The 26,438-nt window shown below is 49.7% G+C and carries 23 protein-coding genes, 1 pseudogene and 1 riboswitch; of the genes and pseudogenes, 23 read left to right on the top strand and 1 reads right to left on the bottom strand.

What is annotated here, in order from left to right; all coding sequences use genetic code 11:
• The first annotated feature begins 96 nt into the window (after positions 1-96).
• From rocF to BBG47_RS18675, 12 genes and pseudogenes are all read left to right on the top strand, one after another.
• On the top strand, positions 97-1,035 hold the full coding sequence (gene rocF / locus BBG47_RS18730; protein WP_083189450.1) for an arginase: 939 nt from the start codon (positions 97-99) through the stop codon (positions 1,033-1,035).
• 423 nt (positions 1,036-1,458) lie between these two features.
• Positions 1,459-2,121 carry an L-serine ammonia-lyase, iron-sulfur-dependent subunit beta gene (sdaAB, locus tag BBG47_RS18725; protein WP_065292965.1) on the top strand — a complete coding sequence of 221 codons (663 nt, stop codon included), beginning with the start codon at positions 1,459-1,461 and terminating at the stop codon, positions 2,119-2,121.
• Between the two features lie 27 nt (positions 2,122-2,148).
• Entirely contained in the window at positions 2,149-3,039 is an 891-nt protein-coding gene (gene sdaAA / locus BBG47_RS18720; RefSeq protein ID WP_065292964.1) for an L-serine ammonia-lyase, iron-sulfur-dependent, subunit alpha, read from the top strand.
• Positions 3,040-3,129: 90 nt separating this feature from the next.
• Positions 3,130-4,182: a type 2 isopentenyl-diphosphate Delta-isomerase gene (gene fni / locus BBG47_RS18715; RefSeq protein ID WP_065292963.1), complete on the top strand. Its 1,053-nt coding sequence runs from the start codon at positions 3,130-3,132 to the stop codon at positions 4,180-4,182.
• Positions 4,183-4,484: 302 nt separating this feature from the next.
• Positions 4,485-5,048 (top strand): ECF-type riboflavin transporter substrate-binding protein, encoded by a 564-nt coding sequence (locus tag BBG47_RS18710; protein ID WP_065292962.1) that lies wholly within the window; start codon positions 4,485-4,487, stop codon positions 5,046-5,048.
• 38 nt (positions 5,049-5,086) lie between these two features.
• A pseudogene (locus BBG47_RS18705) lies at positions 5,087-6,800 on the top strand (ABC transporter ATP-binding protein).
• The gene (locus BBG47_RS18700) at positions 6,793-7,620 is read left to right on the top strand and encodes an energy-coupling factor transporter transmembrane component T family protein (RefSeq protein WP_065292961.1); all 828 of its coding nucleotides are present in this window, start codon (positions 6,793-6,795) and stop codon (positions 7,618-7,620) included. The pseudogene BBG47_RS18705 and the gene BBG47_RS18700 overlap by 8 nt, the downstream one beginning before the upstream one ends.
• Before the next feature lie 293 nt (positions 7,621-7,913).
• Positions 7,914-9,287 carry an ABC transporter substrate-binding protein gene (locus tag BBG47_RS18695; RefSeq protein WP_065292960.1) on the top strand — a complete coding sequence of 458 codons (1,374 nt, stop codon included), beginning with the start codon at positions 7,914-7,916 and terminating at the stop codon, positions 9,285-9,287.
• A gap of 119 nt (positions 9,288-9,406) precedes the next feature.
• Positions 9,407-10,300, top strand: a complete 894-nt coding sequence (locus BBG47_RS18690; RefSeq protein WP_028533385.1) for a carbohydrate ABC transporter permease — start codon at positions 9,407-9,409, stop codon at positions 10,298-10,300.
• 117 nt (positions 10,301-10,417) lie between these two features.
• Positions 10,418-11,221, top strand: a complete 804-nt coding sequence (locus BBG47_RS18685; protein WP_065292973.1) for a carbohydrate ABC transporter permease — start codon at positions 10,418-10,420, stop codon at positions 11,219-11,221.
• A 246-nt stretch (positions 11,222-11,467) separates the two neighbouring features.
• On the top strand, positions 11,468-12,820 hold the full coding sequence (locus tag BBG47_RS18680; RefSeq protein ID WP_065292959.1) for a sodium-dependent transporter: 1,353 nt from the start codon (positions 11,468-11,470) through the stop codon (positions 12,818-12,820).
• Positions 12,821-13,068: 248 nt separating this feature from the next.
• Positions 13,069-14,304 carry a hypothetical protein gene (locus tag BBG47_RS18675; protein ID WP_254659861.1) on the top strand — a complete coding sequence of 412 codons (1,236 nt, stop codon included), beginning with the start codon at positions 13,069-13,071 and terminating at the stop codon, positions 14,302-14,304.
• A gap of 104 nt (positions 14,305-14,408) precedes the next feature.
• Here the strand turns inward: BBG47_RS18675 and BBG47_RS30010 are convergent, their stop codons facing one another.
• Positions 14,409-14,552, bottom strand: a complete 144-nt coding sequence (locus BBG47_RS30010; protein ID WP_021257192.1) for a hypothetical protein — start codon at positions 14,550-14,552, stop codon at positions 14,409-14,411.
• A 514-nt stretch (positions 14,553-15,066) separates the two neighbouring features.
• On the opposite strand from BBG47_RS30010, the gene ychF reads away from it, so the two are divergent.
• The 11 genes from ychF (at position 15,067) to upp (ending at position 26,332) form a co-directional block, all read left to right on the top strand.
• Positions 15,067-16,167, top strand: a complete 1,101-nt coding sequence (gene ychF / locus BBG47_RS18670) for a redox-regulated ATPase YchF (protein ID WP_065292957.1) — start codon at positions 15,067-15,069, stop codon at positions 16,165-16,167.
• A gap of 206 nt (positions 16,168-16,373) precedes the next feature.
• Complete coding sequence (gene prfA / locus BBG47_RS18665; RefSeq protein ID WP_021257190.1) at positions 16,374-17,447, top strand: peptide chain release factor 1; 1,074 nt, start codon at positions 16,374-16,376, stop codon at positions 17,445-17,447.
• Positions 17,444-18,397, top strand: a complete 954-nt coding sequence (prmC, locus tag BBG47_RS18660) for a peptide chain release factor N(5)-glutamine methyltransferase (RefSeq protein WP_083189449.1) — start codon at positions 17,444-17,446, stop codon at positions 18,395-18,397. Before prfA ends, prmC begins: the two co-directional genes overlap by 4 nt.
• 231 nt (positions 18,398-18,628) lie before the next feature.
• A complete protein-coding gene (gene spoIIR / locus BBG47_RS18655) occupies positions 18,629-19,393 on the top strand; it encodes a stage II sporulation protein R (protein WP_065292956.1) in 765 nt (254 codons plus the stop codon).
• Between the two features lie 251 nt (positions 19,394-19,644).
• Positions 19,645-20,967 (top strand): L-threonylcarbamoyladenylate synthase, encoded by a 1,323-nt coding sequence (locus BBG47_RS18650; protein ID WP_065292955.1) that lies wholly within the window; start codon positions 19,645-19,647, stop codon positions 20,965-20,967.
• A gap of 121 nt (positions 20,968-21,088) precedes the next feature.
• Complete coding sequence (locus BBG47_RS18645) at positions 21,089-21,655, top strand: manganese efflux pump MntP (RefSeq protein WP_021257186.1); 567 nt, start codon at positions 21,089-21,091, stop codon at positions 21,653-21,655.
• A 101-nt stretch (positions 21,656-21,756) separates the two neighbouring features.
• Positions 21,757-22,338 (top strand): low molecular weight protein arginine phosphatase, encoded by a 582-nt coding sequence (locus tag BBG47_RS18640; RefSeq protein WP_065292954.1) that lies wholly within the window; start codon positions 21,757-21,759, stop codon positions 22,336-22,338.
• Positions 22,339-22,459: 121 nt separating this feature from the next.
• Positions 22,460-22,540, top strand: a riboswitch (ZMP/ZTP riboswitch).
• A 184-nt stretch (positions 22,541-22,724) separates the two neighbouring features.
• Positions 22,725-23,183 (top strand): ribose 5-phosphate isomerase B, encoded by a 459-nt coding sequence (gene rpiB, locus BBG47_RS18635; protein ID WP_065292953.1) that lies wholly within the window; start codon positions 22,725-22,727, stop codon positions 23,181-23,183.
• A 76-nt stretch (positions 23,184-23,259) separates the two neighbouring features.
• Positions 23,260-23,829, top strand: coding sequence for a TIGR01440 family protein (locus BBG47_RS18630; protein ID WP_065292971.1), 570 nt, complete (start codon positions 23,260-23,262; stop codon positions 23,827-23,829).
• Positions 23,830-23,980: 151 nt separating this feature from the next.
• Entirely contained in the window at positions 23,981-25,231 is a 1,251-nt protein-coding gene (locus BBG47_RS18625) for a serine hydroxymethyltransferase (RefSeq protein ID WP_044353147.1), read from the top strand.
• Positions 25,232-25,702: 471 nt separating this feature from the next.
• Positions 25,703-26,332, top strand: coding sequence for a uracil phosphoribosyltransferase (gene upp, locus BBG47_RS18620; protein ID WP_005544846.1), 630 nt, complete (start codon positions 25,703-25,705; stop codon positions 26,330-26,332).
• The last annotated feature ends 106 nt before the right edge of the window (positions 26,333-26,438 follow it).

Raw genomic sequence — 26,438 nt, 5'->3', positions numbered from 1 at the left:
AGTTAGAGAAGGTAATAGATATGATCATAGACGCAGTGAATAAGTAGAAGTTCGAACGGATATTCCAGGATTGTCATATCGAAGGGAGCGATCAGTATGACAGCACAGGACAGACAGATGAACATGCCATTATCTATTATTCAAGTACCATTCGGTCTAGGGGCAGGACGGCGTGGTGCGGAGTTGGGACCGGAATGCCTGATGCAGATTGGACTGGTGCGGCATCTCAATCAATTAGGGATTACTGTAGGCGAGGAACGCCGTGTGGGCTGTACGGCTGCCGCTGTACATTCGGAGGCAGCAGCAACCGCAGCCCCGGTACGCAAGGCCAAGTATGTTGATGAAGTCATTGCGATGAGCGACGCCTTGTCCGAGCAGGTACAGGCATCTATAGAGTCGGGACGCTTCCCTCTGGTGCTGGGCGGAGATCATAGTATCGCCATTGGAACCTTGGCAGGCCTGACACAGCAATATCAGCAATTAGGTGTGATCTGGTTCGATGCACATGCAGACTTGAATACAGAAGAGACTAGTCCGTCAGGCAATGTGCATGGAATGTCGCTGGCTGTGGCGCTGGGACGAGCAAGTTTGACCGAAGGTCAATGGAATTGGCCTGGCAAGTCGCTAAATCCGAAGAACATTGTACTTGTTGGCTCCCGCGATTTAGATCCTGGCGAGCGCTCCTATATTCGTGAGCAAGGAATTGCATGTTTTACGATGCATGATATTGATCGCTATGGCATGCTGCATGTGATGAAGGAGACCATCCGAATTGCCAGTGATGGCACAGACGGGGTTCATTTGAGCTTCGATGTAGATAGTGTGGATCCTGTTGAGGCTCCGGGAACGGGTACACCGGTACGGGGTGGGGTAAGCTATCGGGAAGCCCATCTTGCGCTCGAACTTCTGCATGAGTCTGGTATTGTGACTTCCGCTGAATTCGTCGAGGTGAATCCTTCGCTGGATACAGACAATCGCACGGCACGGCTCGCGCTGGAGTTGATTGGTACCCTGCTTGGAGATCGAATCCTGTAGGCTTCGACCCTATTGTTTTCGCATGACATGAACAGTTATACGATGGCATCCAAGTGAGGGCAGCATGTAGAGAAATTATCATAAACAAATTCGTGTCCACATTCTGATCCTTTGTTGTTCCGAAGCAGGGTTGTCATCCGGCGATAGCCCTGCTAGGATGAGTTTTGAATAAGCTGGTATTGGATGGTTTTAGCCGTAGAGAAAGCTGCCGTGATTGCGTACAATATAGAAGGTAGTGGAAACTAATCCTAGCACGGAATGATAACGACAGCATTGCAGCGCATTAGCAGATAGGTGAGAAGCAGGAGCGGATCTTATTGCATCTCAATCCTACGCTGTTCGTGCGCTAATAGCTATGTAATGATAGATCGTGACCAAGTGTGTGCATGATGAGAAGGGGATGTCGACGAAGGGGGAAGCGCGATGAAATATCGCAGTGTATTTGACATTATCGGACCAATCATGGTGGGGCCATCCAGCTCGCATACAGCGGGAGCAGCGAAGATTGGTAGATTGGCACGAAGTATTTTCGGCAGACAGCCGAAGCGGGTTCATATCTCCCTATACGGCTCATTCGCTGAGACTTACCGGGGGCATGCGACAGATGTTGCCATTGTTGCGGGTGTGCTCGATTACGATACGAACGATGCAAGATTGCCGGACTCATTGAAATATGCAGAAGAGGCAGGGATGGAGGTTATCATCACACCTGAGGAAGCTGTACCGGAGCATCCCAACACTGCCCGCATCCGGATGACGGACGAGCACGATGAGATGGAGGTTGCAGGAATTTCAATCGGTGGCGGGAAGGTTGAAATTACAGAACTTGACGGGTTCCGTCTGAAGCTCTCTGGACAGTGTCCTGCGATACTCGTTATGAACCATGACCGATATGGAGTCATTGCAGGTGTGACCAATATATTGAGCGGAGAACAGGTGAATATCGGTCATATGGAAGTAAGCCGCAAGGAGAAGGGGAAGATGGCGCTCATGGTCATTGAGACGGATGAGGCAATTGCCGAACCAATCCTGCAGCAAATTCGAGAGCTCCCTGGAGTAAATCGTGTGCTTCGAATGGAAGACTAAATACGATAGAAGGAAGGAGGAGCAGTTATGTTTCGCAATGTGGCAGAATTAATCGCAATTACTGAAGAACGACAGTGTAAAATCTCCGATGTGATGATTGAGCAGGAAATGGAAGTGCGTCAATGCTCGCGTGAGAAGGTGATCGAGCAGATGACGCGGAACTTGGATGTGATGGAGCAGGCAGTTGAGCGCGGCTTAGCAGGTGTTCGTTCCCATTCTGGGCTGACCGGCGGCGATGCGGTAAAGCTTCAACAATATATTCAATCTGGACAGTCCCTCTGTGGGGACACGCTGCTGGATGCCGTGAGCAAGGCGGTCGCAACGAATGAAGTCAATGCTGCGATGGGGCTTATCTGTGCCACGCCGACCGCGGGTTCGGCTGGAGTTGTTCCAGGAACCTTGTTCGCATTGAAGGACAAATTAAATCCTACCCGCGAGCAGATGGTAGAATTCTTGTTCACATCTGGTGCGTTCGGACTTGTCGTTGCGAACAATGCATCGATCAGCGGAGCAGCTGGCGGCTGTCAAGCAGAGGTCGGATCAGCAGCTGGGATGGCTGCGGCAGCAATTGCTGAATTGGCAGGGGGAAGCCCTAAGCAATCCGCGCATGCGATGGCAATTGCGCTGAAGAACATGCTGGGGCTTGTATGCGATCCTGTTGCAGGTCTCGTGGAAGTGCCGTGTGTGAAACGAAATGCCATGGGCGCAGCGATTGCCATGGTCGCAGCAGATATGGCACTGGCGGGTGTAGAGAGTGTCATCCCGTGCGATGAGGTGATTGAGGCGATGTTCCGCATTGGGCAGACGATGCCATCGACGATGCGGGAGACGGCGCGCGGAGGGCTTGCGGTTACGCCAACGGGAGAGCGATTGAAGCGGCAAATTTTCGGTGCAGAAGAACCGAAGGAAGAGGCTTAATCGGGGCTTGAACGGCGGATGAAGTGAGAATTGCAAACTGTAACTGACAAGCCATATACTGCACATACGATCAGGTAAGGAGGTGCGCCGATGCGGGAACGTCAGCCAGATTCGGCATCGTTGACCGAGCAGCGCAAGACAGAGCATATTCGAATATGTCTCGAACAACCAGTGAACGGAGTAGGGATAACAACAGGGCTGGAGCAATATCGCTTCGTCCATCAGGCACTGCCCGAAGTTGATTTTCGGGAGATCGAATTGAAGACAGAATGGCTTGGCAAGGAAGTTCGCACACCGCTGCTGATTAGCTCTATGACTGGAGGAAGCAGTCATGCGGCGCCAATCAATCGCAGGCTGGCTGCCGTGGCGGAAGCCCGGGGCTGGGCGATGGGTATAGGCTCCGTACGCGCTGCGGTGGAGAATCCCAAGGTCGCGGGTACGTTCCGCATCCGCGACCTTGCCCCTACCATTCCGTTATACTCCAATATTGGTGCCGTTCAGCTTAATGTTGGGATGGGAATTGAGCAGTGCCGCCGTGCGGTAGAGCTCGTCGAGGCGGACGGGCTTATTTTGCATTTGAATGCGATGCAGGAAGTATTCCAGCCGGAGGGGGATGTCAATTTCTCCGGTCTGCTTCGCCGTATCGAGCAGCTATGCCGCGAGTTGGACGTGCCGGTCGGCGTGAAAGAGGTTGGCTGGGGCATTGCGCCGGATACAGCGAAGCAGCTTGTGGAAGCAGGCGTAGCCTTCATCGATGTTGCAGGGGCGGGTGGAACCTCATGGAGCCAGGTTGAGAAACTGCGTGCTCGCGATGCTGTCATGCAGCGTGCCGCGGAGGCCTTTGCCGATTGGGGCATTCCGACCGCAGTCAGTGTGCAGCAGGTACGCAAAGCGCTGCCGAATCAGCCTGTTATCGCGAGCGGCGGATTACATACAGGAGTCGATGCGGCCAAGTCGATTGCTCTTGGTGCCGACGTGGCTGGTTTCGGGCGCTCACTGCTTGCTGCAGCAGCAGATTCCGAAGAAGCGGTTGATCAGGTTCTGGCTCAGGTGGAAGCTGAGCTGCGGATTGCCATGTTCGGCATTGGGGTGCGTACGATACAAGAACTGCGTCATACCGAACGTTTGGTTCGGCTGCTGTAATCGTCACCGTGGATTGAATATCTGATCGGCATAATTCGGGATAAACGGAATAATATCGTTATATCTATTGCTTTTATAGATAAAATATATGGTTTCCTCCCAATAATCCCTAGTTTTCGGTGCAAAAGGCTAGAAAAACTCGGTTTTGGAAATAAAAACCTGTATCCATACTATGGAAAATCCTTTATATTATGATTGGAATCACAATCTAACGTTCGGATTTAATAAATCGTGATGAGGCCACCTCTCGAACGGGCGAGCGTCGATACCTATTTTGAGTGAGAAGGAAGGGTTGCATAAGGATGAAGCAATCAATTTTCGACTTTAACACCAAAACGGTAGTCGCCATCGGCATCGGGGCAGCATTGTACGGCTTGCTAAGCACAGTCACTATTCCGTTAGTGCCGCAGACCGGATTGCGTCCGGCAATTGCCATTCTGACCATCTTCGGTGCCATGTTTGGACCGATCGTTGGATTTTTGAGTGGAGCCATCGGGCATATCATTACTGATTTGACTTGGGGCGGCGGAACAATCTGGTGGACATGGGTGCTCGGGTCGGCTATTTCCGGCTTTGGGATGGGACTTGTGTATTTGAATTCGTCATTCAACATTAAGGAAGGACGCTCCTCGAAGGGCAGCATTGTAGCATTGGCGATAACCGGATCGCTTGCGCTTGCTGTTGGCTTTGGTGTGTCCAGTATTTTAGATGTGTATTTGTTCGGAGAGCCGGCAGATAAGATGTGGGTACAGTTCACGGCTTCCACGCTGGCGAATATTGGCGTTCACTTGGTGCTTGGAATGTTGGCTGTGCTGGCACTGCTTCAAATGAATCGCAACAACTCGAATCTGCGAGTGCAGAAATAATGCAGCGCCCAAGCTTGAAGACAGGAGCTACAGATTCAATGAAAGAACCGCTTATCTCGTTTCGAGATTTTAGCTTTCAATACCGCAGTTTGTCCGAACCGACATTGCGAAATGTGAACCTTGATATTTACCCAGGAGAAAAAATATTAATTGCCGGCCCAAGCGGCTGCGGCAAATCGACTTTGGCCCATTGTATGAATGGGCTAATTCCTTTTACGTACAGTGGAACGATAACGGGAGAGTACACGCTTAAGGGGAAGCGTCCCTCAGAGCTTAGCATTTTTGAGATTAGCCGCAGCGTTGGGACGATTCTGCAGGATCAGGATGGACAGTTCATTGGTCTGTCGGTCGGGGAAGATGTAGCGTTCGCTTTTGAAAATGATTGCATGAAAACGGCGGATATGAAGCCTAAGGTAACGAAGGCATTGGAAGTCGTGGACATGCTTCCTTATATCGATCATAGTCCGCATGAACTGTCGGGCGGTCAGAAGCAGCGTGTGTCGCTGGCTGGTGTGCTGTCGATGGATGCGGATATTTTGCTGTTCGATGAGCCGCTTGCGAACCTGGATCCGGCAAGCGGCAAGCAGGCCATCGAGTTGATGGATCATATCCATAGCGAGACAAATAAGACGATTATTATTATTGAGCATCGGATTGAGGATGTACTGGAGCAGCATGTTGATCGCATTGTCCTCATGTCAGAAGGTCGTATTGTTCAGATCGGAACGCCCGATGAGATGCTGGCTTCTTCTATCATGCAGCAGCATGGATTAAGAGAGCCTTTATATGTCTCTGCGCTGAAATATGCTGGCTATGTATGCAAGCCTGAGGACAAGCCTTCTTCTCTTCTTGCGATTAGCAACAATGATGAGGCAAGGGAATGCCTATGCAATTGGGTCGCTGGGGAAGGGGATGCCACTCGCCAATCCAGAACGGACTTCGATGCTGGAGATGGATAATGTTCGCTTCTCTTATGATGGCGAACGGGAAGTGATTCGGGGAGTATCGCTGACGATTGGTGCTGGCGAGCGAATGGCACTGCTCGGGAACAATGGCGCAGGCAAGTCCACGCTATCGCATTTGTTGACGGGAATAGCTGCGCCGACGGCGGGTACGATCAAGCTAAATGGGGAAGAAATCCGCTCGTGGTCGATTCGAAAAAGGGGCGGACATATCGGCTATGTGATGCAGAACCCGAACCACATGATTACACAACCTATGATTCGTGAAGAAGTGGCCTTCGGACTGCGTATGCGAGGCATGAAGGAAGAAGAGGTCATGGCACGCGTTGAGGAGACACTGCGTATATGCGGTCTATACGGATATCGGGAATGGCCGGTATCTGCGCTCAGTTATGGTCAGAAGAAGCGGGTGACCATTGCTTCGATTTTAGCCATGAAGCCGAGTCTTATGATTCTGGACGAGCCGACAGCAGGTCAAGATCATAAGCACTATACGGAGTTTATGAGTTTTATTTCTGAGCTGGCGAACAGCGGCATGTCCTTCCTGTTCATTACCCATGATATGCACTTAGCTTTGGAATATACGGAGCGTGCAGCTGTATTATGCAATGGGGAGCTGATTGCAATTGGCGATACCGCTCATGTGCTGACCCATATGGAGGCGATTGAACGAGCCAATGTGAAGGAGACTTCACTTGGCACGCTTGCCCGTCTGACTGGCGTGTGCGAGCCGGAGGCGCTTGTGCGTAAATTCATCGACCACGAGAAGCGGGTGAAGCATCATGAGTAAGTCAGGTATGCTCTATATTGAACGGGATACGCTGTTCCATCGTATGGATGGAGCAGCGAAGATGCTTGTGCTGGCTGTGTGGACCGTAATCGTATTTTTATTTCAGGATTTACGAATTTTCGTGCCCCTGTTTGGGATTGGTCTTGTCCTTCTTATCAATGCGCAGTTGCCATGGAAGCGAATTCGGCTGCTCGTCTGGCTGATGATCGTATTTAATATATTCAATTCTTTATTCAGTTTATTAATTACACCGGCTTATGGCAGTACATTGACAGGTACGACTACTGTGCTTCTCGATATGGGCTACAACGTATTAACGCTGGAGACTGTTATCTATGTATTTACATTGTCCATGAAGTATATGTCTCTTATGCCGATAACCGTCTTGTTCATCTATACGACGCATCCGACACGGATGGCGAGCAGCTTGAATCGAATCGGCATTCCTTACAAAATCGCCTATGCGTTCAGTATCGCATTCCGCTATATTCCAGATTTGCAGGCGGAATTCCGGCATATCTCGAATGCCATGCAAGCGCGTGGACTTGGATTCGGCAAGGGCGAGGGCACGATTGTGCAGCGGCTTAAGCATTTTGTATCCATCACGACACCGCTCGTACTCTCCTCGCTGCATCGCATTGAGACGATATCCAATGCAATGGATTTGCGCGGCTTCGGGAAGCATTCGAAGCGTACGTGGTTCTCGTCGACGAAATGGCATCGTGAGGATTATATCGTGGTCATCGTCAGCATACTCGTGCTTGCTGCAGCGATTATATGGCGAGTGCAAGGGTTCGGGACATTTTGGTATCCATTTTAACGAATTCGTAACGAAGGAATCGTAATGTATATACACCCTCTTGGGTTCCTCTAGGATAGAGCATGCATGATGCTGTGCATGACTATTTGGGACACCCGGGAGGGTGTTTTCTTTTTTTGATACCGGATCATGGAATCAATAGAATCGTAGGAATCTACTTGAGAATCTATCATTAACAAAACATTTATATGGAATTAACACTCTCTTGCTAGAGCAAGGTTATGGTATGAAAGGGTGGTGTGAGACATACCATCTCAATAAGGACGATATTGAAAAAGGGGAGAACACGGGATATGCAAATGCGCTCTAAGTGGATGCTACTTCTGTTTATGTGCTTTACGCTGCTGGTCGGCTGTGGCCAGTCAGGGACAGCAGGAGGAACACAGACGCCAGAGAAAGGTACGACGCAGGAGGGGGCGACAACAGCTCCAGCCGATAACGCAACCACATCGAAGGATGAGAATGTGGAGTTAACATTCTATTTTCCTATCGCAGTTGGTGGTCCACTGACGAAAGTGGTTGAGGGTATGACGGCGAAGTTCACCGCGAAGCACCCGAACATCACAGTGAAGCCAGTTTATACAGGCAGCTATGCAGATACGACGACGAAGATTCAGGCTGGCATCCAAGCCAAGCAGCCGCCGGATGTAGCGGTTATGCTGTCTACGGAACTGTTCAGCATGCTGGATACGAACGCAATCCTTCCGCTTGATGACTTTATCGCGAAGGAAGGCAACGGTTTCCTTGATGATTTCTACCCGGCTTTCATGGCGAACTCGCAAGTTGAGAACAAGACATACAGTATCCCTTTCCAACGCAGTACTATCGTTCTTTATTACAACAAGGATGCTTTCAAAGAAGTTGGCCTGAACCCGGATCAACCGCCGAAGACTTGGGCTGAGCTTACAAAATATGCAACGAAGCTGAAAAAAGACGGTCGCCAAGGCATCGAGGTGCCAGGATCCGGATTTGCTTATTGGATGTTCCAACTGTTCTCCCTACAGAACATGGCTGATCCTAAAGGCAACCTCATGTCCCAAGACGGCAAGAAAGTATTCTTCGATACACCAGAGAATGTAGAAGCATTGCAGTATTGGCAAGACCTGTCGAAGAAGCATAAGGTAATGCCGGAAGGTATTGTAGAATGGGCAACGGTTCCTACAGACTTCTTAGAGCAGAAGACTGCTATGATGATTCATACTACGGGCAACCTGACGAATGTGAAGAATAACGCTAAATTCGACTTCGGTGTTGCATTCCTGCCGATGAACAAGCAGTACGGTTCACCTACAGGCGGCGGCAACTTGTATATCTTCAAGGACATCGATCCGAAGAAACAAGCAGCAGCCTGGGAATTCATCAAGTTCATGACAGAGCCGGAGCAAGCTGCTCAATGGAGTATTGATACGGGCTATGTTGGCGTTCGCAAGTCAGCGTACGACACAGATGTGATGAAGAAATATGCAGCTGAGTTCCCGCAAGCAGTTGTTGCACGTGATCAATTGGAGCACGCCTACGCGGAATTGTCTACGCACAACAATGGTAAAGTCTCCAAAGCATTGACGGATCAAGTGCAAGCGGTGCTGACAGGCACGACGGATCCGGCATCTGCATTGAAGAAGGCGCAGGAAGAGGCTGAACGCGCACTGAAGCCGTTCAACAAGTAATACACGCTCAAGATGCAATCGCATGCCTTATGTGCGTGCTGTATCGGCAGGGCCTAGGCCCTGCCGATTTATATACATCATGAACTTACTAGAATTCATTGGAGAAGGAGGTCAGGATGATGACCGCCAAATGGAAAGAACGTCTATCCCGCAATACATTGGCATGGGCGCTGCTGCTCCCGTCCCTGTTGTTTCTCATGCTCTTCACCTATTATCCAATGCTGAAGACAGCCTGGCTCAGTATGTATCAATCTGACCTGGCTACACCAGAGCCGATATTTGTAGGGCTTGATAATTTTACTGCACTGTTCCAAGACCCTGTATTCCAGAAAGTATTCAGCAATAATATATGGTTTGCGATTGGCACAGTGCCTACTTCCATGGCGCTTGCTTTCATTATGGCGCTGTTCGCTGATAAGGCACTGGCGGGACGTTCATTCTCTCGTGTGGCATTTTTCTATCCGAATATGATTCCAATGATCGCGGTAGCGAATATTTGGCTGTTTATATACACACCTCAGTATGGTTTGTTGGCTCAACTGGCGAAGTGGGTTGGACAGTCGGCGGACATGAATATGTTGGGGCATCCCGATACGGTCATGTGGGCTATGATCGTCATGATGATCTGGAAGGAAGCAGGATACTTCATGATCTTCTACTTGGCCGGACTTCAGAATATTCCGAAGGACTTATATGAATCGGCCTCGGTAGACGGCATTGGTACTTGGAAGGTAACGACACGGATTACAATCCCATTGACGATGCCTACTACGCTGTTCGTAGCAGTTGTAGCGCTGACGAATGCATTCAAGCTTGTGGATCATTTGTGGATTATGACCAAGGGCGGTCCAGACAATGCGAGCAGCCTGCTTCTGTATCACATTTATGACACAGCCTTCAGCTTCTACGATCAAGGAATGGCGGCGACCATGACTGTCATTATGATCGCACTGCTCTTGGTACTGTCATCACTACAATTTTTCGGCTGGGATCGCAAGATCCATTATCAATAAAGGAGGCGCCTTATGGACAAATCAGTTGGGATCAACACAGAATTTAGTACAGGCGCCGTAGGCCGTAGGCCGCCTTTATCGGATCGAGCCTTGAAGATCGAACGGACGAAGCGCCGAATGAAGCAGTGGCTCTGGCATGCGATTATGCTCGTGGTCAGCGTCGTATGGTTTGTGCCGCTCATCTGGATGTTATGGACGTCGTTCCGTCCCAAGGATGCGGGTATGAATTCATTCTGGTCATGGGAGTGGACGTTAGCTAACTTTGCAAAGGTATGGGAAGGTGCTCCATTTGCCCAGTATTATTTGAACACCTTCACGATTGCAGGAGGAGTGCTGCTTGCGCAGCTTCTCAGCCTAACACTGGCAGCTTACGCATTTGCACGCCTGCGCTTCTTCGGGAAAGACGCTGTATTTATGCTGTTCTTGGTACAACTTATGGTACCAGCGGATGTTCTTATTTTCTCGAACTACCATGTATTGAAGGAGTTTGGTTTGCTGGATACGAAGCTGGGCATCATGCTGCCGTACTTCGCATCAGCGTTCGGGATATTTCTGCTCCGCCAGACATTTAAGCAGCTGCCGCTTGAATTGGAAGAAGCAGCGATGGTGGAAGGCTGCTCTCGCATGGGCATTTTGTGGCGCATCTTCGTGCCGTTGTCTGCCCCTGTATATATCTCATTTGCGGTTGTATCTGTTAGCTATCAGTGGAATAACTTCCTGTGGCCGCTGATTGTGACGAACTCCGTAGAGAATCGTCCGCTTACCGTAGGGCTTGCTATGTTTGCTCAGTCTTTCGAGACGGGGGCGCAGTGGGCAGAAGTAAGTGCGGCAACATTGCTTGTTGTAGGGCCACTGATTCTTGGATTTTTGCTGTTCCAGCGCAAATTTATTAGCAGCTTCATGCACTCAGGAATTAAGTAAGAGCCACTCTTGGCTGCACGGATGTGAATAGCTCGATCTAAGGCGCTCTTTGGCTGCTCACACAGCACAAGGGGTGCCTTTTTTCATATGGATGCTGCATGGAGATTGCTATGCTTGAGGTAGGCTGGAGAATTTGAGAAATATTACATTCGATTCGGAGCGCATTTTTGAATAAAATGGAGTTTATCTCAGTCCTTGGGGCACCCTAGAAAATACAGCAGGAAAGAAGGAGTGGCATACCCATTTATGTCAAATAAGCAATCACAGCAGGATCCTCAGAAGGGAAATAAGTCGGAGCAATTCAGCTCTGCAGGATTTATATTGGCCGCTATCGGGAGTTCAGTCGGGCTGGGCAACATGTGGAAGTTCCCATACGTTACGGGGCAAAATGGAGGAGGAGCATTCTTCCTATTATTCATCGCCTGTCTCTTAATTGTTGGCTTGCCAGTATTGCTTGGCGAACTGGCTGTTGGACGTGGCGGACGCGGTGACGCAGTCTCTGCTTTCACCACTTTATCACGCAAAAGAGGATGGGGCGTACTGGGCTTCATCGCCGTATTGGCTGCCTTCCTGATTATGACGTATTACAGCACGATTGCGGGATGGACGCTCCATTATGCATTTGAGTCGGTATCCGGAATCTTGTTCCAAAGCGGCGATTATGCGGAACACTTCAAGGTCTTCACCGGAGGGATGATGCCGATTGTCTGGCAGATCGTCGTGTTTGCCTTAACCGGATTCATCATTGCCAGAGGGATATCTGGTGGTATTGAGAAGTTCAATAAGATTGTTATTCCAGGCCTGCTCATCATTCTATTGGTTATGATGGTGCGTACGCTTACGCTGGACGGCGCTGCTGAAGGAATCTCTTATTTCCTGAAGCCTGACTTCTCACAATTGACCTTCCATTCCGCACTGATGGCATTGGGGCTTGCATTTTTCTCCTTGTCGCTTGGTATGGGGGCCATGCTGACGTATGGTGCATACGTAGACAAGCATCAATCGCTGCCACTAGCAACTATTGCAGTAGGAGCGGGTGATTTAATCTATGCGCTTATTGCAGGGTTGATCATCTTCCCAACGATATTTACATTTGGAATTGAACCGGATTCAGGGCCGGGACTTGTCTTCGTTGCTCTCCCTGCAGCATTCGCCTCGATGCCTTATGGGGCATTGTTCGGCGGCTTGTTCTTCTTGCTCCTGGCAATTGCTGCAGTTACGTCTTGTTTGGCTCTTGCGGAAGTGCCTGTAGCCTATATCATGCGCCGCTACAACTTGGGGCGCGGCAAGGCAACCTTTTATGTGATTGCTGCCATGTACATCATCGGTCTTCCGTGCACGCTGGCAGCAGGAGGGGTTCTTGAGGGAGCGACGCTGGGCGGCCGTAACTTCTTCCAATGGATAGATTTCCTGACCTCGAATGTAATGCTGCCACTGGGCGGTTTGTTCGTAACGCTGCTTGTCGGATACGCATGGAAGCAGTCCGGAGAAGAGACGGGTCTCCCTCCCGTATGGAGAAGTATATGGCTGTTCACGATGCGCATTATAGCTCCTGTGCTCATAATATTGATTTTCTTGTCGTCGATCGGCTTGGTTTAAATTGGAGATGCCGAACAACGCCCCAGATGGCTGGATGAGCCTTCCGGGGCGTTGTTTTGTATTGCCTATTCATCTAAAGGGGGAGAATGTCATGCTACTTATCATTCACCAATCAGTGATGATTTGAATCATCTTTGAATATGATTTCTTAACATACACTTGCACGGCTGCGGGCTGTTTCGGCTATTGTATTCTTTTTTTCGACATATTTCGATAAAACCATTCCAAAGTTGACATGAGATGATATAATGGAAATTAAAACCACAGCCCCTGTAACTCGGGCGGCTTATGGAGGCGTAGAGAAAATGGGCTTGGCTAATGGGGCAGGATCGGTATATTCGTTCGGCTCAGAAGACAATGTGCCGGAATTGCTCTGTGTCATGGAGAACGGATCGATGGAGCAATCGGCGGAGGCGGCTCAAGCATTATTCGAGCAGTTGTGCATGGAGCATGGTGTCCATGAAGCAACTAGTGCGCTAATCGAGCCGCTCTTGGATATTTTGACCGTACGATATAAGTCGGTTGCGAAGGCATCCATCTTGAATGGGATTGCGCAAGTACTGCGAACGGTGATGGACAGCCATCTCCCATTTGGGGTGACACCCTCTCGATATCGACATGCTGATGATGCGGAGACTAGAGATATTGCCTCTCAGGTGGAGCAGAGCTGGCTTCACGTACTTCGCGAGCGCTATGCAGATTGGACGTCTCTCATTCACGAAGATGATCGAACAGCAGTGCAGGTGATTTATGTGCTGCATTTGCTCCAATGGACAGATGAGGCTGTTGAGGATACGCTGCAGGAGGCTTCCTTCCATGGCCTTACAGCACGTGTGCGACTTAATGGCTTGCTTGCTTTGGCAGATTATCGGCACCGTATCGGTAAGCCATTCAACCCATCCATAGCGTTCGGACAGCATCAAGACGATGAGCTTCACGAAGCGATTCGCGCTGTATGCGTAGCTGTTACCGCTCCTGAGTCACTCGGTCTTCTGGAGATGAGCAAGCTCATATCGGGGTGTACGCTGCCTCGTATGGATCGCATTCAGTTTCCGTGGGCGGACGGCGCTATTGCGTCGGTATGTGCGCAAGCTGCATGTCGCTCCTTAAGTAAGGGGACAACCTTGGACGAACGAGCTGCTTTTTGGAAAGAAGCACTGGAGAAGACGATATCTGCTCATCAGCGCCGCTCACGGCAGGTAGTATGGGAGATAGGTGAGTCAACGGTTCAGTGGGATGAGGAGTGGCTGCAATGGAACTGGAACAGCCCGATGCTTGTCGCAGATGGGATGCTGTATTCTTTATTCCAGACGCCAGGTCAAGACGGTAGCGTTATGCAGAAGCAGGAAGATGGAACGGTATCGATCCATCCTGCAGCTGCACGTGTCATTAAGGTATGCTTGCAAAATCAAGTCGATATGCCGAATGCAGAACGCTACGGAGCGGGTATGACGATTCGTTCGCTGTATCGATTCATCACATAAGAGAACCCTTGCTAGGTTAAGCCTACCTTCGGTGAAACAGGTAGATCGATTGGACAAGTTATGATGTGAATACACAATTGGACATTGAAGCTGGCAAGACGGAACTAGTCCGTCTTTTTCTTTTTCTCGGAGAAAGGTGTTACGGATTTTGCTCCTTCAATAGTGTCATTTACGAACGCCATATCTTGATTTTTCGCTTTCATTGCCGTAGTGCCTTTATAATTGCCACGATGCGATTTATTCTCCATAGTTGTACCCCTCACTTTACTCAAAAATGATGAAAATTGAATGTTGGATCCAGCTACAGCAATAGTATGTTCGGTGCACAGTCTCCTTATCCGAGGAGAGCCAAGGCAAGGTAAAGGAAACGGTTGACATAGATAAATATCAGACAACGCTACCTCCAAAAAAATTAATATCTGGCTGCAAGTGGATGGATACGTACTTGGCTTCAGACAAGCAGCTCTTGAGTAAGGATTTATTATTTATTATTCCAAACAATAAAAATTGCTAAGATCGGAGAAGTCTTTAGTGCTTTTCTGCTCTCCTGAAGTGAGCAAAAGTTGACAATACGGAAAAAATCTAGTCGATGACTAGGTTTTTTTTGCGTTGTTGGTTATAATGGTTAAGGAATTTTTGCGTGTTTTTTACACGCGTCTTAGCGATACATGAAACATAATTGATAGACTAGGTTTATGATAGTAAGGTAATGTTCGAAACAATGGTTATTCAAATATACGGTCTAAGGAGTTGTACTTATAAATGGCATTAAAAGCAGGTATTGTTGGGCTGCCTAACGTCGGCAAATCGACGTTGTTCAATGCGATTACACAAGCAGGGGCTGAATCGGCAAACTATCCGTTCTGTACGATCGATCCGAATGTCGGCGTGGTAGAGGTTCCAGATGAGCGCTTGGATAAGCTGACTGAGTTGGTTGTTCCGAATCGTACAGTTCCAACAGCGTTTGAATTTGTTGATATTGCCGGCCTGGTACGTGGTGCGAGCAAGGGCGAAGGGCTTGGGAACAAGTTCTTGGCTCACATTCGTGAAGTAGATGCAATCGTACACGTTGTGCGCTGCTTCGAAGACGAAAATATTACGCATGTTGACGGAAAGGTTGACCCAGTTAGCGATATTCAAACGATCAATTTGGAGCTCGTTCTGGCGGATTTGGAATCGGTTGAGAAGCGTCTTGATCGCACAAAGAAGAACATGAAGAGCGGCGACAAGAAGTATGCGGCAGAGGCTGCTGTATTGGAGCGCTTGAAAGAGGCGTTGTACGATGATAAGCCAGCACGCAGCTTGGAACTGAGCGACGAAGAAAAGGTGCTTGTACGCGACATGCACTTGCTCACGATGAAGCCAGTATTGTATGCGGCGAACGTAAGCGAAGATGGCGTGAAGGATGCGGATAGCAATCCATATGTACAGCAGGTACGTGACTTTGCCGCAGCTGAGAATGCGGAAGTTGTGCCGATTAGCGCAAAGGTAGAAGCAGAAATTGCTGAGCTTGAGGGCGAAGATAAGGAAATGTTCCTTGAAGAGCTTGGACTGGATGAGTCCGGTCTGAACCGCTTGATTAAGGCTGCCTATCGCTTGCTTGGTCTGTATACGTACTTTACTGCTGGTGTACAAGAAGTACGCGCTTGGACGATTCGCAAAGGGATGAAGGCCCCGCAAGCGGCAGGTGTTATCCACTCCGACTTCGAGCGCGGCTTCATTCGTGCCGAAGTGGTCTCTTATAATGATCTAGTTGCTGGCGGTTCTATGAATGCGGTGAAGGAACAGGGTAAGCTAAGATTGGAAGGTAAGGAATACGTTGTTCAAGACGGCGATGTTATGCATTTCCGCTTTAACGTATAGCGTTTCTGCTTCTTCGCTTGCTTAGCTAATGCAGTGAGATCATCTGCGCATTGTAATGCAGGTTGAGCGAGGGAATGGTTGCGAAAATGGTTATGGTGGAATGCCGTAATCATTCATTTATTGAAGCACGAACCATGATTGCGCAAATCAAGGTTCATGAATATACGTGGTAGTATCGAATTGGAGAAGAGAGGTGAGCGTGTATGATGTTAGATAGACTGCAATCCCTTGCGGATCGCTATGAGAAGTTGAGTGAATTGCTATGTGACCCGGATGTGGCGAACGAGCCGAAGAAGCTTCGTGAGTATTCGAAGGAGCAATCCGATCTGCAGCCAGCTTATGAAGCATTTATGGAATTTAAAAATGTACTTAGCGAACTGGATGCGGCGAAGGTAATGATGCAAGAGAAGCTTGACGATGAGATGCGCGAAATGGTGAAGATGGAAATCGAGGAACTGAGTGCGCGTCAAACGGAACTTGAGGAACGTATTCGTATTTTGCTGCTGCCGAAGGATCCGAATGATGACAAGAACGTGATCGTGGAAATTCGCGGTGCGGCAGGCGGTGATGAAGCTGCGCTCTTCGCTGCTGATTTATACCGCATGTACACGCGCTATGCGGATTCACAAGGATGGCGTACAGAGCTGATGGAAGCGAACATGAGCGATCTGGGCGGATTCAAAGAAGTTATCTTCTCGGTATCCGGTAAGGGTGCTTACAGCAAGCTGAAGTATGAGAGCGGCGCGCACCGCGTTCAACGCATACCGGCAACTGAATCAGGCGGACGTATTCATACGTCAACTTCGACTGTAGCTGTAATGCCAGAGGTAGATGAAGTAGAAGTCGAAATATTCGATAAAGATATTCGTGTTGATACATTCTGTTCTTCTGGTGCGGGCGGCCAGTCCGTCAACACAACGAAGTCGGCGGTACGTGTTACACATATTCCGACAGGGATCATGGCTACGTGTCAGGACGGGAAGTCTCAGAACGATAATAAGGCGAAGGCATTGCAAGTCTTGCGTGCCCGCATCTATGAAATTAAGCGTCAAGAGGAAGAAGCCAAGTACGCTGGCGAGCGCAAAAGTAAGGTTGGAACGGGTGATCGCAGTGAACGGATTCGGACGTACAACTATCCGCAGAGCCGTGTGACAGATCATCGTATCGGCTTGACTCTGCATAAGCTTGATCAAATTATGAACGGCGATGTGGAGGAACTCATCCAAACGCTTACGTTGACTGAACAAGCGGAGCTGCTGGAAAGGGAGAATCAAGCATGAGTGAGCCTTGCGGACGGAATGAGGAGCGTAGTCAGCTAAATGCGGCAGACAGAGCTCCATATCGCCTCGCATGGCCTGCAACAATAAGAGAAGCCTGGGTACAGGCTTCTTCTTTTTTAGCAGAGAATGGAGTCGATGATGCTGCACATCATGCCGAACTGCTGCTGCGGCATGTGCTGGGTATGGAGCGAGTCGCTTACTTGGTTGCATTGACAGAGCTGATGCCTGAAGATGCAATCCATGCTTTTGAATCGGCAGTGACACGGCGATCTGCGGGTGAGCCGACCCAATATATTATTGGGGATGCTTACTTCTATGGTTTGCCCTTCGAAGTGACGTCGGATGTGCTTATCCCAAGGCCGGAGACAGAGCTCCTCGTGGAGGCAATTCTGACTGAAGCTGACCGGATCTGGTCGCAAGATGAATCACTTCATGTTGTGGATATTGGTACCGGCAGCGGTGCAATTGCTTGTACATTGGCACATGAGCGTCCACATTGGCATATCACGGCTGGCGATATCTCGCCAGCGGCGCTTGCTGTCGCGAAGCGAAATGCGGGGCGGCTTGGCGTTGCAGAGCGGATGTCGTGGAAACAGGGGGATTTGCTGGCGCCGTTCGCTGGTAGTGAATTGGACATTCTCGTATCCAATCCACCTTATATTCCGGCTGGTGATATCGCGGATCTGATGCGTGAGGTGCGCGACTATGAGCCGCGTACGGCACTGGATGGTGGAGCAGATGGTTTGGAGCCGTATCGACGGCTTGTCACCATGCTGTCCGAGCTTGGCAAGGCTCCTCGAATGATTGGCTTTGAAGTGGGTCAAGGACAAGCGCAAGATGTGGCGGCAATGCTCGCGCAAGCTGGTTATGATGAGAAGCTGATCATTGTGCCTGACCTGGCTGGTATTGAGCGCCATGTGATTGGTGTTCGAGGCTTAGGAGAAATTTAACTCTATAAGGACTGTTCCATGACGCAGAACATATCTGCGACTAGGACAGTCCTTTTTTATGCATTAAAAAGTGGGGTATCGGTTCATAGGCCGCATGATAACCACCAGTTTCACCTAAGACTCTGACGAATCTATCTATCAAAAAAACACTATTGATAGGTTTAAGGATCCTGTTCGCGGACATACTGATAGACAAGAGGCGCGCCCAACCTCACAAGGAGCAGGATGAACATGAACTTACGCGTGTTCGTACTCGGTCTCGCGATTGCCGTACTGGCAGCGGGAGCTTTGATGCGTTGGGAAAATGGCCATGCGGAGGCCATTGATAATCAGAATATTCAGAAGCAAACGATAGAGAAGCAGGATCATATTCCTGAGGATGCGATTCGGCTGCGAATATTGGCCAACTCGGACGCTGATAACGATCAGCGTGTGAAGCGCATGGTTCGGGATCGGATTGTGGAGCAGATTAACGGCTGGCTTAAGACAGAAAAGAAGCCGGATACTCGTGAAAAGGCACGCAAGCTGATAGCAGGACATTTGGACGAATTGAAGCAAACGGCAGAGCAAGTGCTGAACGAAGAAGGACTGGCGTATGGAGTCAAGGTGAAGCTTGGAGAGGTATCCTTCCCTGCCAAGTGGTATGGAGGCGAAGTATATCCTGCCGGGATGTATGAAGCATTGCTCGTTACATTAGGCGAGGGAAGCGGACAGAATTGGTGGTGTGTCCTGTTCCCGCCGCTCTGCTTCGTCGATGGGAGTACGGCTCAAGCACAAGCTGGTGATGTGAAGTCCAAGTCAGCTGCGCTATCTAAGAGTGGAGAACAAGACAAGGGCGCTCTATCAGCTGAGGGAAATGCTCAGGCAGCAGACGGGAATGCTCAAGCCCATGCCGCAACAGAATCGGGCGGGACAGAAGTGAAGTTCTTTCTGTGGGAAGCTCTAGAGGCATTGTTTCGTTTGATTGGTTCCATTTTCAGTGCAATATTTGGGTAATCTAATCGAGTAGTTGTATGCACTAGGTGTGCCTTCCACTCGTCTGGACGTGTTGCCGCCATTATGGTACAACTAAAATAAGCAACAGTCATTTATAGATTTGGATTAAGTACGTATACGTGTGAAACTTCAATTTATGAAGATGCCGAAGCTCCTTTGGCATCTTTCTTGCGTTGCTTCCGCCTTTTCTTTTTTTAGTGTCGATGTCGACATCGGGGCGGGAGAGCATACACTCTATATCGAAGTAAGGGATGTACTCAATGAATACTCGACATGAACGGGAACAGAAGGACAGCGCGACTGCCGTGACGGAAGGAAGCGCTCAACGTTTGCACACGAAGTGGTGGTCGGTAGACGAACACATGCCGCTCGAACAGCAGTATGGAATAACAGAGGGGGCGGCAATTCTAGCTGCCGGCGGCACCGTTGCCTTTCCAACGGAGACGGTATATGGGCTTGGTGCGGATGCTCGTGATACGGAGGCAGTTGAACGTATATTTGCTGCCAAGGGGCGTCCATCCGACAACCCGTTAATCGTTCATATTGCTGAACGGAACCAGCTTGATGAGCTTGTCCTGCCTTATAGTGATATCGCTGCTCGTCTTATGGAACGCTTTTGGCCGGGTCCGTTGACGATCGTACTGCCGGTGCGAATGGGGGCTGTATCCCCTCGCGTGACGGCGGGACTGGATACGGTTGGTGTACGGATGCCAGGTCACGATACAGCTTTGGCTCTTATACGTGCTTCTGGATGTCCCGTGGCAGCTCCAAGCGCCAACCGTTCAGGACGTCCTAGTCCGACGCGTGCGGAGCATGTACGGGAGGATTTGGACGGTCTAATCGACGGTATTGTCGATGGCGGTGCGACAGGCGTAGGGGTAGAGTCTACTGTTGTAGAATTAATAGGCAGTCGTGTGCATGTACTCCGCCCGGGTGGGATAACAACAGCGATGCTGCAAGAGGTGGCTTCCGAGGTAACGATTGATCCAGCGGTCGATCCCAATGGGGGGATGATCTATGCGCAGGTTCCACAAACTCCAGAATCTGCGCTGGGGGATCGAGATTCCTTGTCTACGCCGCTGGTGAACAAGGAAGCAGATCCTTCGGCAGCAACGAGCGACATGATTAGCGATGAGTCGGTATTTCCTCAAGCTGCTTCGAAGCATATGGGGCAAGCGGATGACATCCAGATGAACGCGCCTCGCTCACCTGGAATGAAATATACCCATTATGCTCCTCAAGGTCAGCTGCATATCGTGCAGGGGAAGTCTGTGGAACAAGTGAGTGAATGCATTCAGCGTATGCTGCATGAAGCACAGCAGCGTGGGGAGACAACGGGTGTACTTGCCTTCACAGAGCATGCAGAACAATACCGAGCTGATATTGTAGCAACGATTGGCAGTGTGCATGCATTAGAAGAGGCAGCTGCACTGCTATATGATGCCCTGCGGCATTTCGATGAAGCGGGCGCAACTTATATACTGGCAGAAGCTTGCACTACAGAAGGCATCGGTCTTGCAGTGATGAACCGTATGATGAAGGCAGCAGGTCATCGTATCATTTGGTGTGAATGAACCTTGTTTGGGTAATGTAGCTTATAAGAGACAAGCCTTGTTATCTCCTTGCTGCCTGTCATGAAACTATCCTTGTCCGCATACGTTGGATACAGACGCTATGGGACGAGGAGTGGGGGCAATGTGGGAAACGGCAGCACCAATCGGCCAATGGATCACGATTTTTTTGATGGCGGCAGCATTGGGCTCAGATGCCTTTTCACTGTGTCTAGGTATCGGTATGAGAGGGGTACGGCGAAGAGATGCAGTTCGCATTAGCGGGGTTATCGCATTGTTCCATGTACTGATGCCGCTGGCGGGTGTTGCAACTGGCATGTATATGAGCATGCTGCTTGGTGAAGTAACCACATGGGCAGCGGGAGGCCTTCTTATTATGCTAGGAGGGCATATGATATACAGCTCATTGAAGGGTGAATCCTCTCAAATGATTAATACTTCAACGGTATGGGGGATGCTGCTGTTCGCACTCAGTGTGAGTGTAGACTCCTTTTCCGTTGGAATATCACTGGGCATGTTCGGCTCTGATCTGTTGATGACGATCATTGCCTTTGGATTGTTCGGCGGTGCGATGTCGATCTTTGGCTTACTGCTTGGCCACCACGCAGGCAAGCATTTTGGCGAGTACGGGGAGGCTGCAGGTGGAGCGATCCTGCTTACCTTTGGGGTATTGTTTTTGCTGCCTTTCTAAGCTTTTTAAGATTTGGAGCGAAGTCAAAGCAAGCAGGAATGAGATTGATGAAGTTGCGCGATCCTATAGATAGGTTTCATGGTATGAAGGGAGGGGGTCATATGATACGCATTTTATTTGTATGTACAGGCAATACATGCCGAAGTCCAATCGCAGAGGCTATGCTGAAGCATATGGCAGAGGAACGCGGCTTGGACATTCATGTTCAGTCAGCAGGTGTAGCAGCATGGGACGGCACACCGATGTCACAGCACGCTTCTACTGTACTGGAGGAGCAGAATATTGCCAATCATCGAGATTTTCGTTCAGCTGCATTGAATGAAGAGCGTGTGTATTGGGCAGATCTTATATTGACATTGACGACTAGCCACAAGCGTCATGTGCTTCAACAGTTCCCAGGTGCAACGAGCAAGACATTTGCGCTTAAGGAATATGTAAGCGATCCGGATTCAGAGCAGGAGCAATATCAACAGCTGCAATCATTGGCTGCGGATCTTCAATTGAAGCTTGCTATGGGACAAGCTCCAACGGAAGACGAGCTGGTACAACTTGCTGAATTGCAGCGGCTTATGCCAAATCAGGATGTGGCAGACCCGTATGGCGGTTCTTTGGAGCAGTATCGGATGACAGCGGCGGAGATTCATGCTGCGCTGACTAGGTTGCTTGATAAGCTTCAGCCATAGACGGTTTAGGTGTTGGGTTTATGGCGCTGCCAAATGCAGCAGTAGGATGCTGTGTATGAGTGGGCAGGAAAATAACGGTTGCAATTGGTTGCGACATCCATTATGATCGTTCTATATGGAGAGGATCCGATGTAACTGGCGACGGAAGTGGGGAACCACGGTGGAGCATCGGAGCATACGGCCGGTCGCCTGGGCAGAAGAGCAGTGTACGGATAGAGAGCCGTGCTATGCTCTTTTTTTCAATCAATGAGACATGTTACACTGGGAGTAACGTGCAATTGGCTCGTCTAATTTGCGGGAAATTCGTTATAATAGACCCGTAGCATACCGAGCATGGTAACATGGACGGAGAGCACAATTGAAGACAACGGATGGAGGGTACGACAATGAAAATTGCCATTGGTGCAGACCATGCTGGCGTACGACTTAAGGAAGGGATTGTACAAGTCATCAAGGAGCTCGGTCATGACGTCGTTGATGTAGGCTGTGATTGTACAACATCAGTAGATTATCCGGATTATGCGGTACCTGTTGCAGAGATGGTTGCCTCAGGCGAAGCAGATCGAGGCGTGCTCATATGTGGTACCGGGATTGGGATGTCCATCGCAGCGAATAAGGTGCCAGGCGTCCGCTGCGGGCTTGTTCATGATTTATTCTCTGCTAAGGCAACGAGAGAGCATAATGATACGAATGTACTTGCTATGGGCGAGCGTGTCATTGGACCTGGGCTTGCTGAAGAGATTGTACGCGTATGGCTGGGTACAGAATTCAGCCAAGGAGAGCGCCATATCGGACGTCTTCGCAAAGTCGCAGACGTAGAACATAAATATCACTCGCAAGCGTAGCGAGTGGAGGTGAATGGGCAGTATGAATGAGATCGAGAAGAACGAACATCAAGGTCCAGCATCGTCATTCTTGAAAATGGGGCAGGTTCGCGAGCAGGCAGAGGCAGCTGCACATGCCCTCGTTCGCGAGGCAGGGCTCAAGCCTGGGCAGCTAGTCGTCATTGGCTGCAGTACAAGCGAGGTAGCAGGTGCGCGCATTGGAACTTCGGGCGCAACGGATACCGCACAGGCGATATTTGCCGGTCTCGACGTGCTCCGCTCAAGCTATGGCCTCGAGATTGCATTCCAATGCTGTGAGCATTTGAACCGCGCACTTGTCGTTGAACGCCACACATTGGAGCGGCTCCGGCTGGTGGAAGTATCGGCAGTTCCGGTACGGAAGGCGGGAGGCTCGATGGCCGCTTATGCGTATCGCCAGCTGACTGATGCTTGTCTCGCAGAAGAGATATGTGCCCATGCTGGCATCGATATCGGCGAGACGCTTATTGGCATGCATTTGCGCCGGGTAGCTGTTCCTCTGCGTACAGAAGTACGATATATTGGCAAGGCGCGTGTCAATATGGCGAAGACGCGGCCGAAGCTTATAGGTGGGGAGCGGGCAGTCTATCAGCTTCCAACTGAGGATGGATTGTCTTCATGTGAATAGGAGCAGCGCTTGAATGTCGGCTGTTCACAATTATTTGCAGTGGAGCGGGTGAGCCGCTGCTGCACTTATATTACCGCTACGATAGAACCTTAACGCAGATGCGTTGTCATACATTGCAATAAGGGAATGAAAATGTGGGAGGGCTATGCCAATGGTAGATCATTTACGACAAGCAGATCCTGAAGTGTTGAAAGCAATGGACTTGGAGTTGCAGCGTCAGCGCAACAATATCGAGCTGATTGCTTCTGAAAACATCGTCAGTGAGGCGGTTATGGAAGCGATGGGGACGGTTCTGACGAACAAATACGCGGAAGGTTATCCAGGCAAACGCTACTATGGCGGCTGCGAGCATGTGGATATTGTTGAGGATATTGCCCGCAACCGTGCGAAGGAACTCTTCGGCGCTGAGCATGTCAATGTACAGCCGCACTCCGGTGCGCAAGCGAACATGGCTGTGTACTTGGCAGCATTGAAGCCAGGAGATACCGTGCTTGGCATGGATTTGGCGCATGGTGGACACTTGACTCACGGAAGCCCTGTGAATGCATCTGGTTTGCTGTACAACTTTGTGGCTTACGGTGTGGAAGAAGATACGTTCCGTATTGATTATGATAAAGTGCGCAAGGCAGCATTTAAGCATCGTCCGAAAATGATCGTGGCAGGCGCAAGCGCTTATCCACGTATTATCGATTTTGAAGCACTCGGCCAAATTGCGAACGATGTAGGCGCTCTGTTCATGGTAGACATGGCGCATATCGCAGGATTGGTTGCCGCAGGACTTCATCCAAGCCCAGTACCGCACGCTCATTTCGTTACGACGACAACACATAAGACACTGCGCGGTCCGCGCGGAGGTATGATTATGTGCCGTCAAGCTTGGGCACAAGCGATCGACAAGGCTGTATTCCCAGGCACACAAGGCGGCCCGCTTATGCATGTGGTGGCTTCTAAGGCTGTTGCATTGGGCGAAGCACTGCAGCCATCGTTCAAGCAGTATGCTGAGCAAGTGATCAAGAACGCGCAAGTATTGGCAAGTACGCTGGTTGAGGAAGGTTTGAGTATTGTATCTGGCGGTACAGACAACCATCTGATGCTGATTGATACGCGCAATATCAATATCACGGGTAAAGATGCGGAGAAAGTATTGGATTCCGTTGGCATTACCGTGAACAAGAACGCCATTCCATTCGATCCGACAAGCCCGTTCATAACGAGCGGTATTCGTATCGGAACACCAGCGGCGACATCCCGAGGCATGGATGAAGCAGCAATGCGCGTTATTGGCCAAGTCATTGCTATGACATTGAAGCAGCCACAGGATGAGGCTGTATTAAACAAAGCACGCGGTATGGTCAGCGATCTGACAGCTCAGTTCCCGTTGTACTCTACATTGAAATATTAATTAGGTGGAAGACACGCCCTTTTGGCGGGTAGGACTCTTTTATTGCATATTTAATTGACAGAGCAGGTAATCACTCTTGAAGATGATCACCTGCTCTTTTTTGCGTAAATAGGCAGGGAGAACTCTCGATTTCAGTACAGGATGCCTAGGTAGTGTGCGAGAGCCTCAGCAGAGTAGAATCTCGACAATTTCCGATGTTTGCTGCATGACCATGTATAAGCTGTCTTCAACATGCTTAGAAATAGTACAGTGTGATCCTTTTGCACCGAGTTGTCGGAAATGTGAAAAATACCTCAAAAGTGCCTGCAAAACGTGCAGTGATAGGCTCGGAATGTTATAATAGAGCCTGTTTAGCTTAGATGAAGCCGGATAAGCTTGGCATGTACGGCTGTTCAAAGTAGGAATATCAGTTCAAATCATCACGTATTGAGATTAAAAGCAACGAGAGTAAAAGGCGGAGGGACACGAAATATGGGTAAACTGGTCATTTGCGATCATCCACTGATTCAACACAAATTGACATTGATTCGAGACAAAAAGACAACGACGAAGGACTTCCGCGAGCTCGTGGACGAAGTAGCAACTTTGATGGCGTATGAGATTACACGTGAACTGCCATTGCAAACGGTGACAGTCGAAACGCCAGTTGCCGAAACAGAGAGCAAAATGATCGCTGGCCGCATGCTGGGACTAATCCCTATTTTGCGTGCTGGACTAGGTATGGTAGAAGGCGTTGTAAAGCTGATTCCAGGTGCGAAGATCGGACATGTGGGCTTGTTCCGCGATCCTGAGACGCTTCAACCGGTTGAGTACTATACGAAGCTTCCTACAGACGTGACTGAGCGTCAATTGATCGTTATTGATCCAATGCTTGCTACAGGCGGATCGGCTATTGCGGCTATTGATGTGCTGAAGAAGCGCAGCTGCACGCAAATTAAATTGATGTGTCTCATTGCAGCGCCGGAAGGTGTCAAGGCTGTTCAAGAAGCACATCCGGACATCGACATTTATTTGGCGGCATTGGACGAGCGTCTGGACGATCACGGCTATATTGTTCCAGGTTTGGGTGACGCCGGCGACCGCTTGTTCGGCACAAAGTAGAAGAATTCGCTTTTGATCACGAAGCAACTCAAGAGGCAATTCGGCATCGAATCTTGCATTCACTCTCGAAGAACTTATGCTTACGAAGTATGTTTCCTGCGGAAAC

It is taken from the genome of Paenibacillus sp. KS1, assembly GCF_001680695.1.
GTDB classification, from domain to species: domain Bacteria; phylum Bacillota; class Bacilli; order Paenibacillales; family Paenibacillaceae; genus Paenibacillus_B; species Paenibacillus_B suaedae.
The sequence above is the reverse complement of the archived record's forward strand: the minus strand, read 5'-3'. Positions and strand labels throughout refer to the sequence as shown.

Excerpts from the sequence above, each read along its gene's own strand:
- BBG47_RS18625 (WP_044353147.1), top strand. The coding sequence starts at position 23,981 with ATGGTAGATCATTTACGACAAGCAGATCCTGAAGTGTTGAAAGCAATG.
- BBG47_RS18645 (WP_021257186.1), top strand. The coding sequence starts at position 21,089 with ATGTGGGAAACGGCAGCACCAATCGGCCAATGGATCACGATTTTTTTG.
- BBG47_RS18695 (WP_065292960.1), top strand. The coding sequence starts at position 7,914 with ATGCAAATGCGCTCTAAGTGGATGCTACTTCTGTTTATGTGCTTTACG.
- BBG47_RS18710 (WP_065292962.1), top strand. The coding sequence starts at position 4,485 with ATGAAGCAATCAATTTTCGACTTTAACACCAAAACGGTAGTCGCCATC.
- BBG47_RS18700 (WP_065292961.1), top strand. The coding sequence starts at position 6,793 with ATGAGTAAGTCAGGTATGCTCTATATTGAACGGGATACGCTGTTCCAT.
- prfA (WP_021257190.1), top strand. The coding sequence starts at position 16,374 with ATGTTAGATAGACTGCAATCCCTTGCGGATCGCTATGAGAAGTTGAGT.
- BBG47_RS18630 (WP_065292971.1), top strand. The coding sequence starts at position 23,260 with ATGGGGCAGGTTCGCGAGCAGGCAGAGGCAGCTGCACATGCCCTCGTT.
- BBG47_RS18650 (WP_065292955.1), top strand. The coding sequence starts at position 19,645 with ATGTACTCAATGAATACTCGACATGAACGGGAACAGAAGGACAGCGCG.
- sdaAA (WP_065292964.1), top strand. The coding sequence starts at position 2,149 with ATGTTTCGCAATGTGGCAGAATTAATCGCAATTACTGAAGAACGACAG.
- BBG47_RS18690 (WP_028533385.1), top strand. The coding sequence starts at position 9,407 with ATGACCGCCAAATGGAAAGAACGTCTATCCCGCAATACATTGGCATGG.
- BBG47_RS18640 (WP_065292954.1), top strand. The coding sequence starts at position 21,757 with ATGATACGCATTTTATTTGTATGTACAGGCAATACATGCCGAAGTCCA.
- sdaAB (WP_065292965.1), top strand. The coding sequence starts at position 1,459 with ATGAAATATCGCAGTGTATTTGACATTATCGGACCAATCATGGTGGGG.
- prmC (WP_083189449.1), top strand. The coding sequence starts at position 17,444 with ATGAGTGAGCCTTGCGGACGGAATGAGGAGCGTAGTCAGCTAAATGCG.
- rpiB (WP_065292953.1), top strand. The coding sequence starts at position 22,725 with ATGAAAATTGCCATTGGTGCAGACCATGCTGGCGTACGACTTAAGGAA.
- BBG47_RS18680 (WP_065292959.1), top strand. The coding sequence starts at position 11,468 with ATGTCAAATAAGCAATCACAGCAGGATCCTCAGAAGGGAAATAAGTCG.
- BBG47_RS18685 (WP_065292973.1), top strand. The coding sequence starts at position 10,418 with ATGAAGCAGTGGCTCTGGCATGCGATTATGCTCGTGGTCAGCGTCGTA.
- upp (WP_005544846.1), top strand. The coding sequence starts at position 25,703 with ATGGGTAAACTGGTCATTTGCGATCATCCACTGATTCAACACAAATTG.
- rocF (WP_083189450.1), top strand. The coding sequence starts at position 97 with ATGACAGCACAGGACAGACAGATGAACATGCCATTATCTATTATTCAA.
- spoIIR (WP_065292956.1), top strand. The coding sequence starts at position 18,629 with ATGAACTTACGCGTGTTCGTACTCGGTCTCGCGATTGCCGTACTGGCA.
- ychF (WP_065292957.1), top strand. The coding sequence starts at position 15,067 with ATGGCATTAAAAGCAGGTATTGTTGGGCTGCCTAACGTCGGCAAATCG.
- BBG47_RS18675 (WP_254659861.1), top strand. The coding sequence starts at position 13,069 with ATGGAAATTAAAACCACAGCCCCTGTAACTCGGGCGGCTTATGGAGGC.
- fni (WP_065292963.1), top strand. The coding sequence starts at position 3,130 with ATGCGGGAACGTCAGCCAGATTCGGCATCGTTGACCGAGCAGCGCAAG.
- BBG47_RS30010 (WP_021257192.1), bottom strand. The coding sequence starts at position 14,552 with ATGGAGAATAAATCGCATCGTGGCAATTATAAAGGCACTACGGCAATG.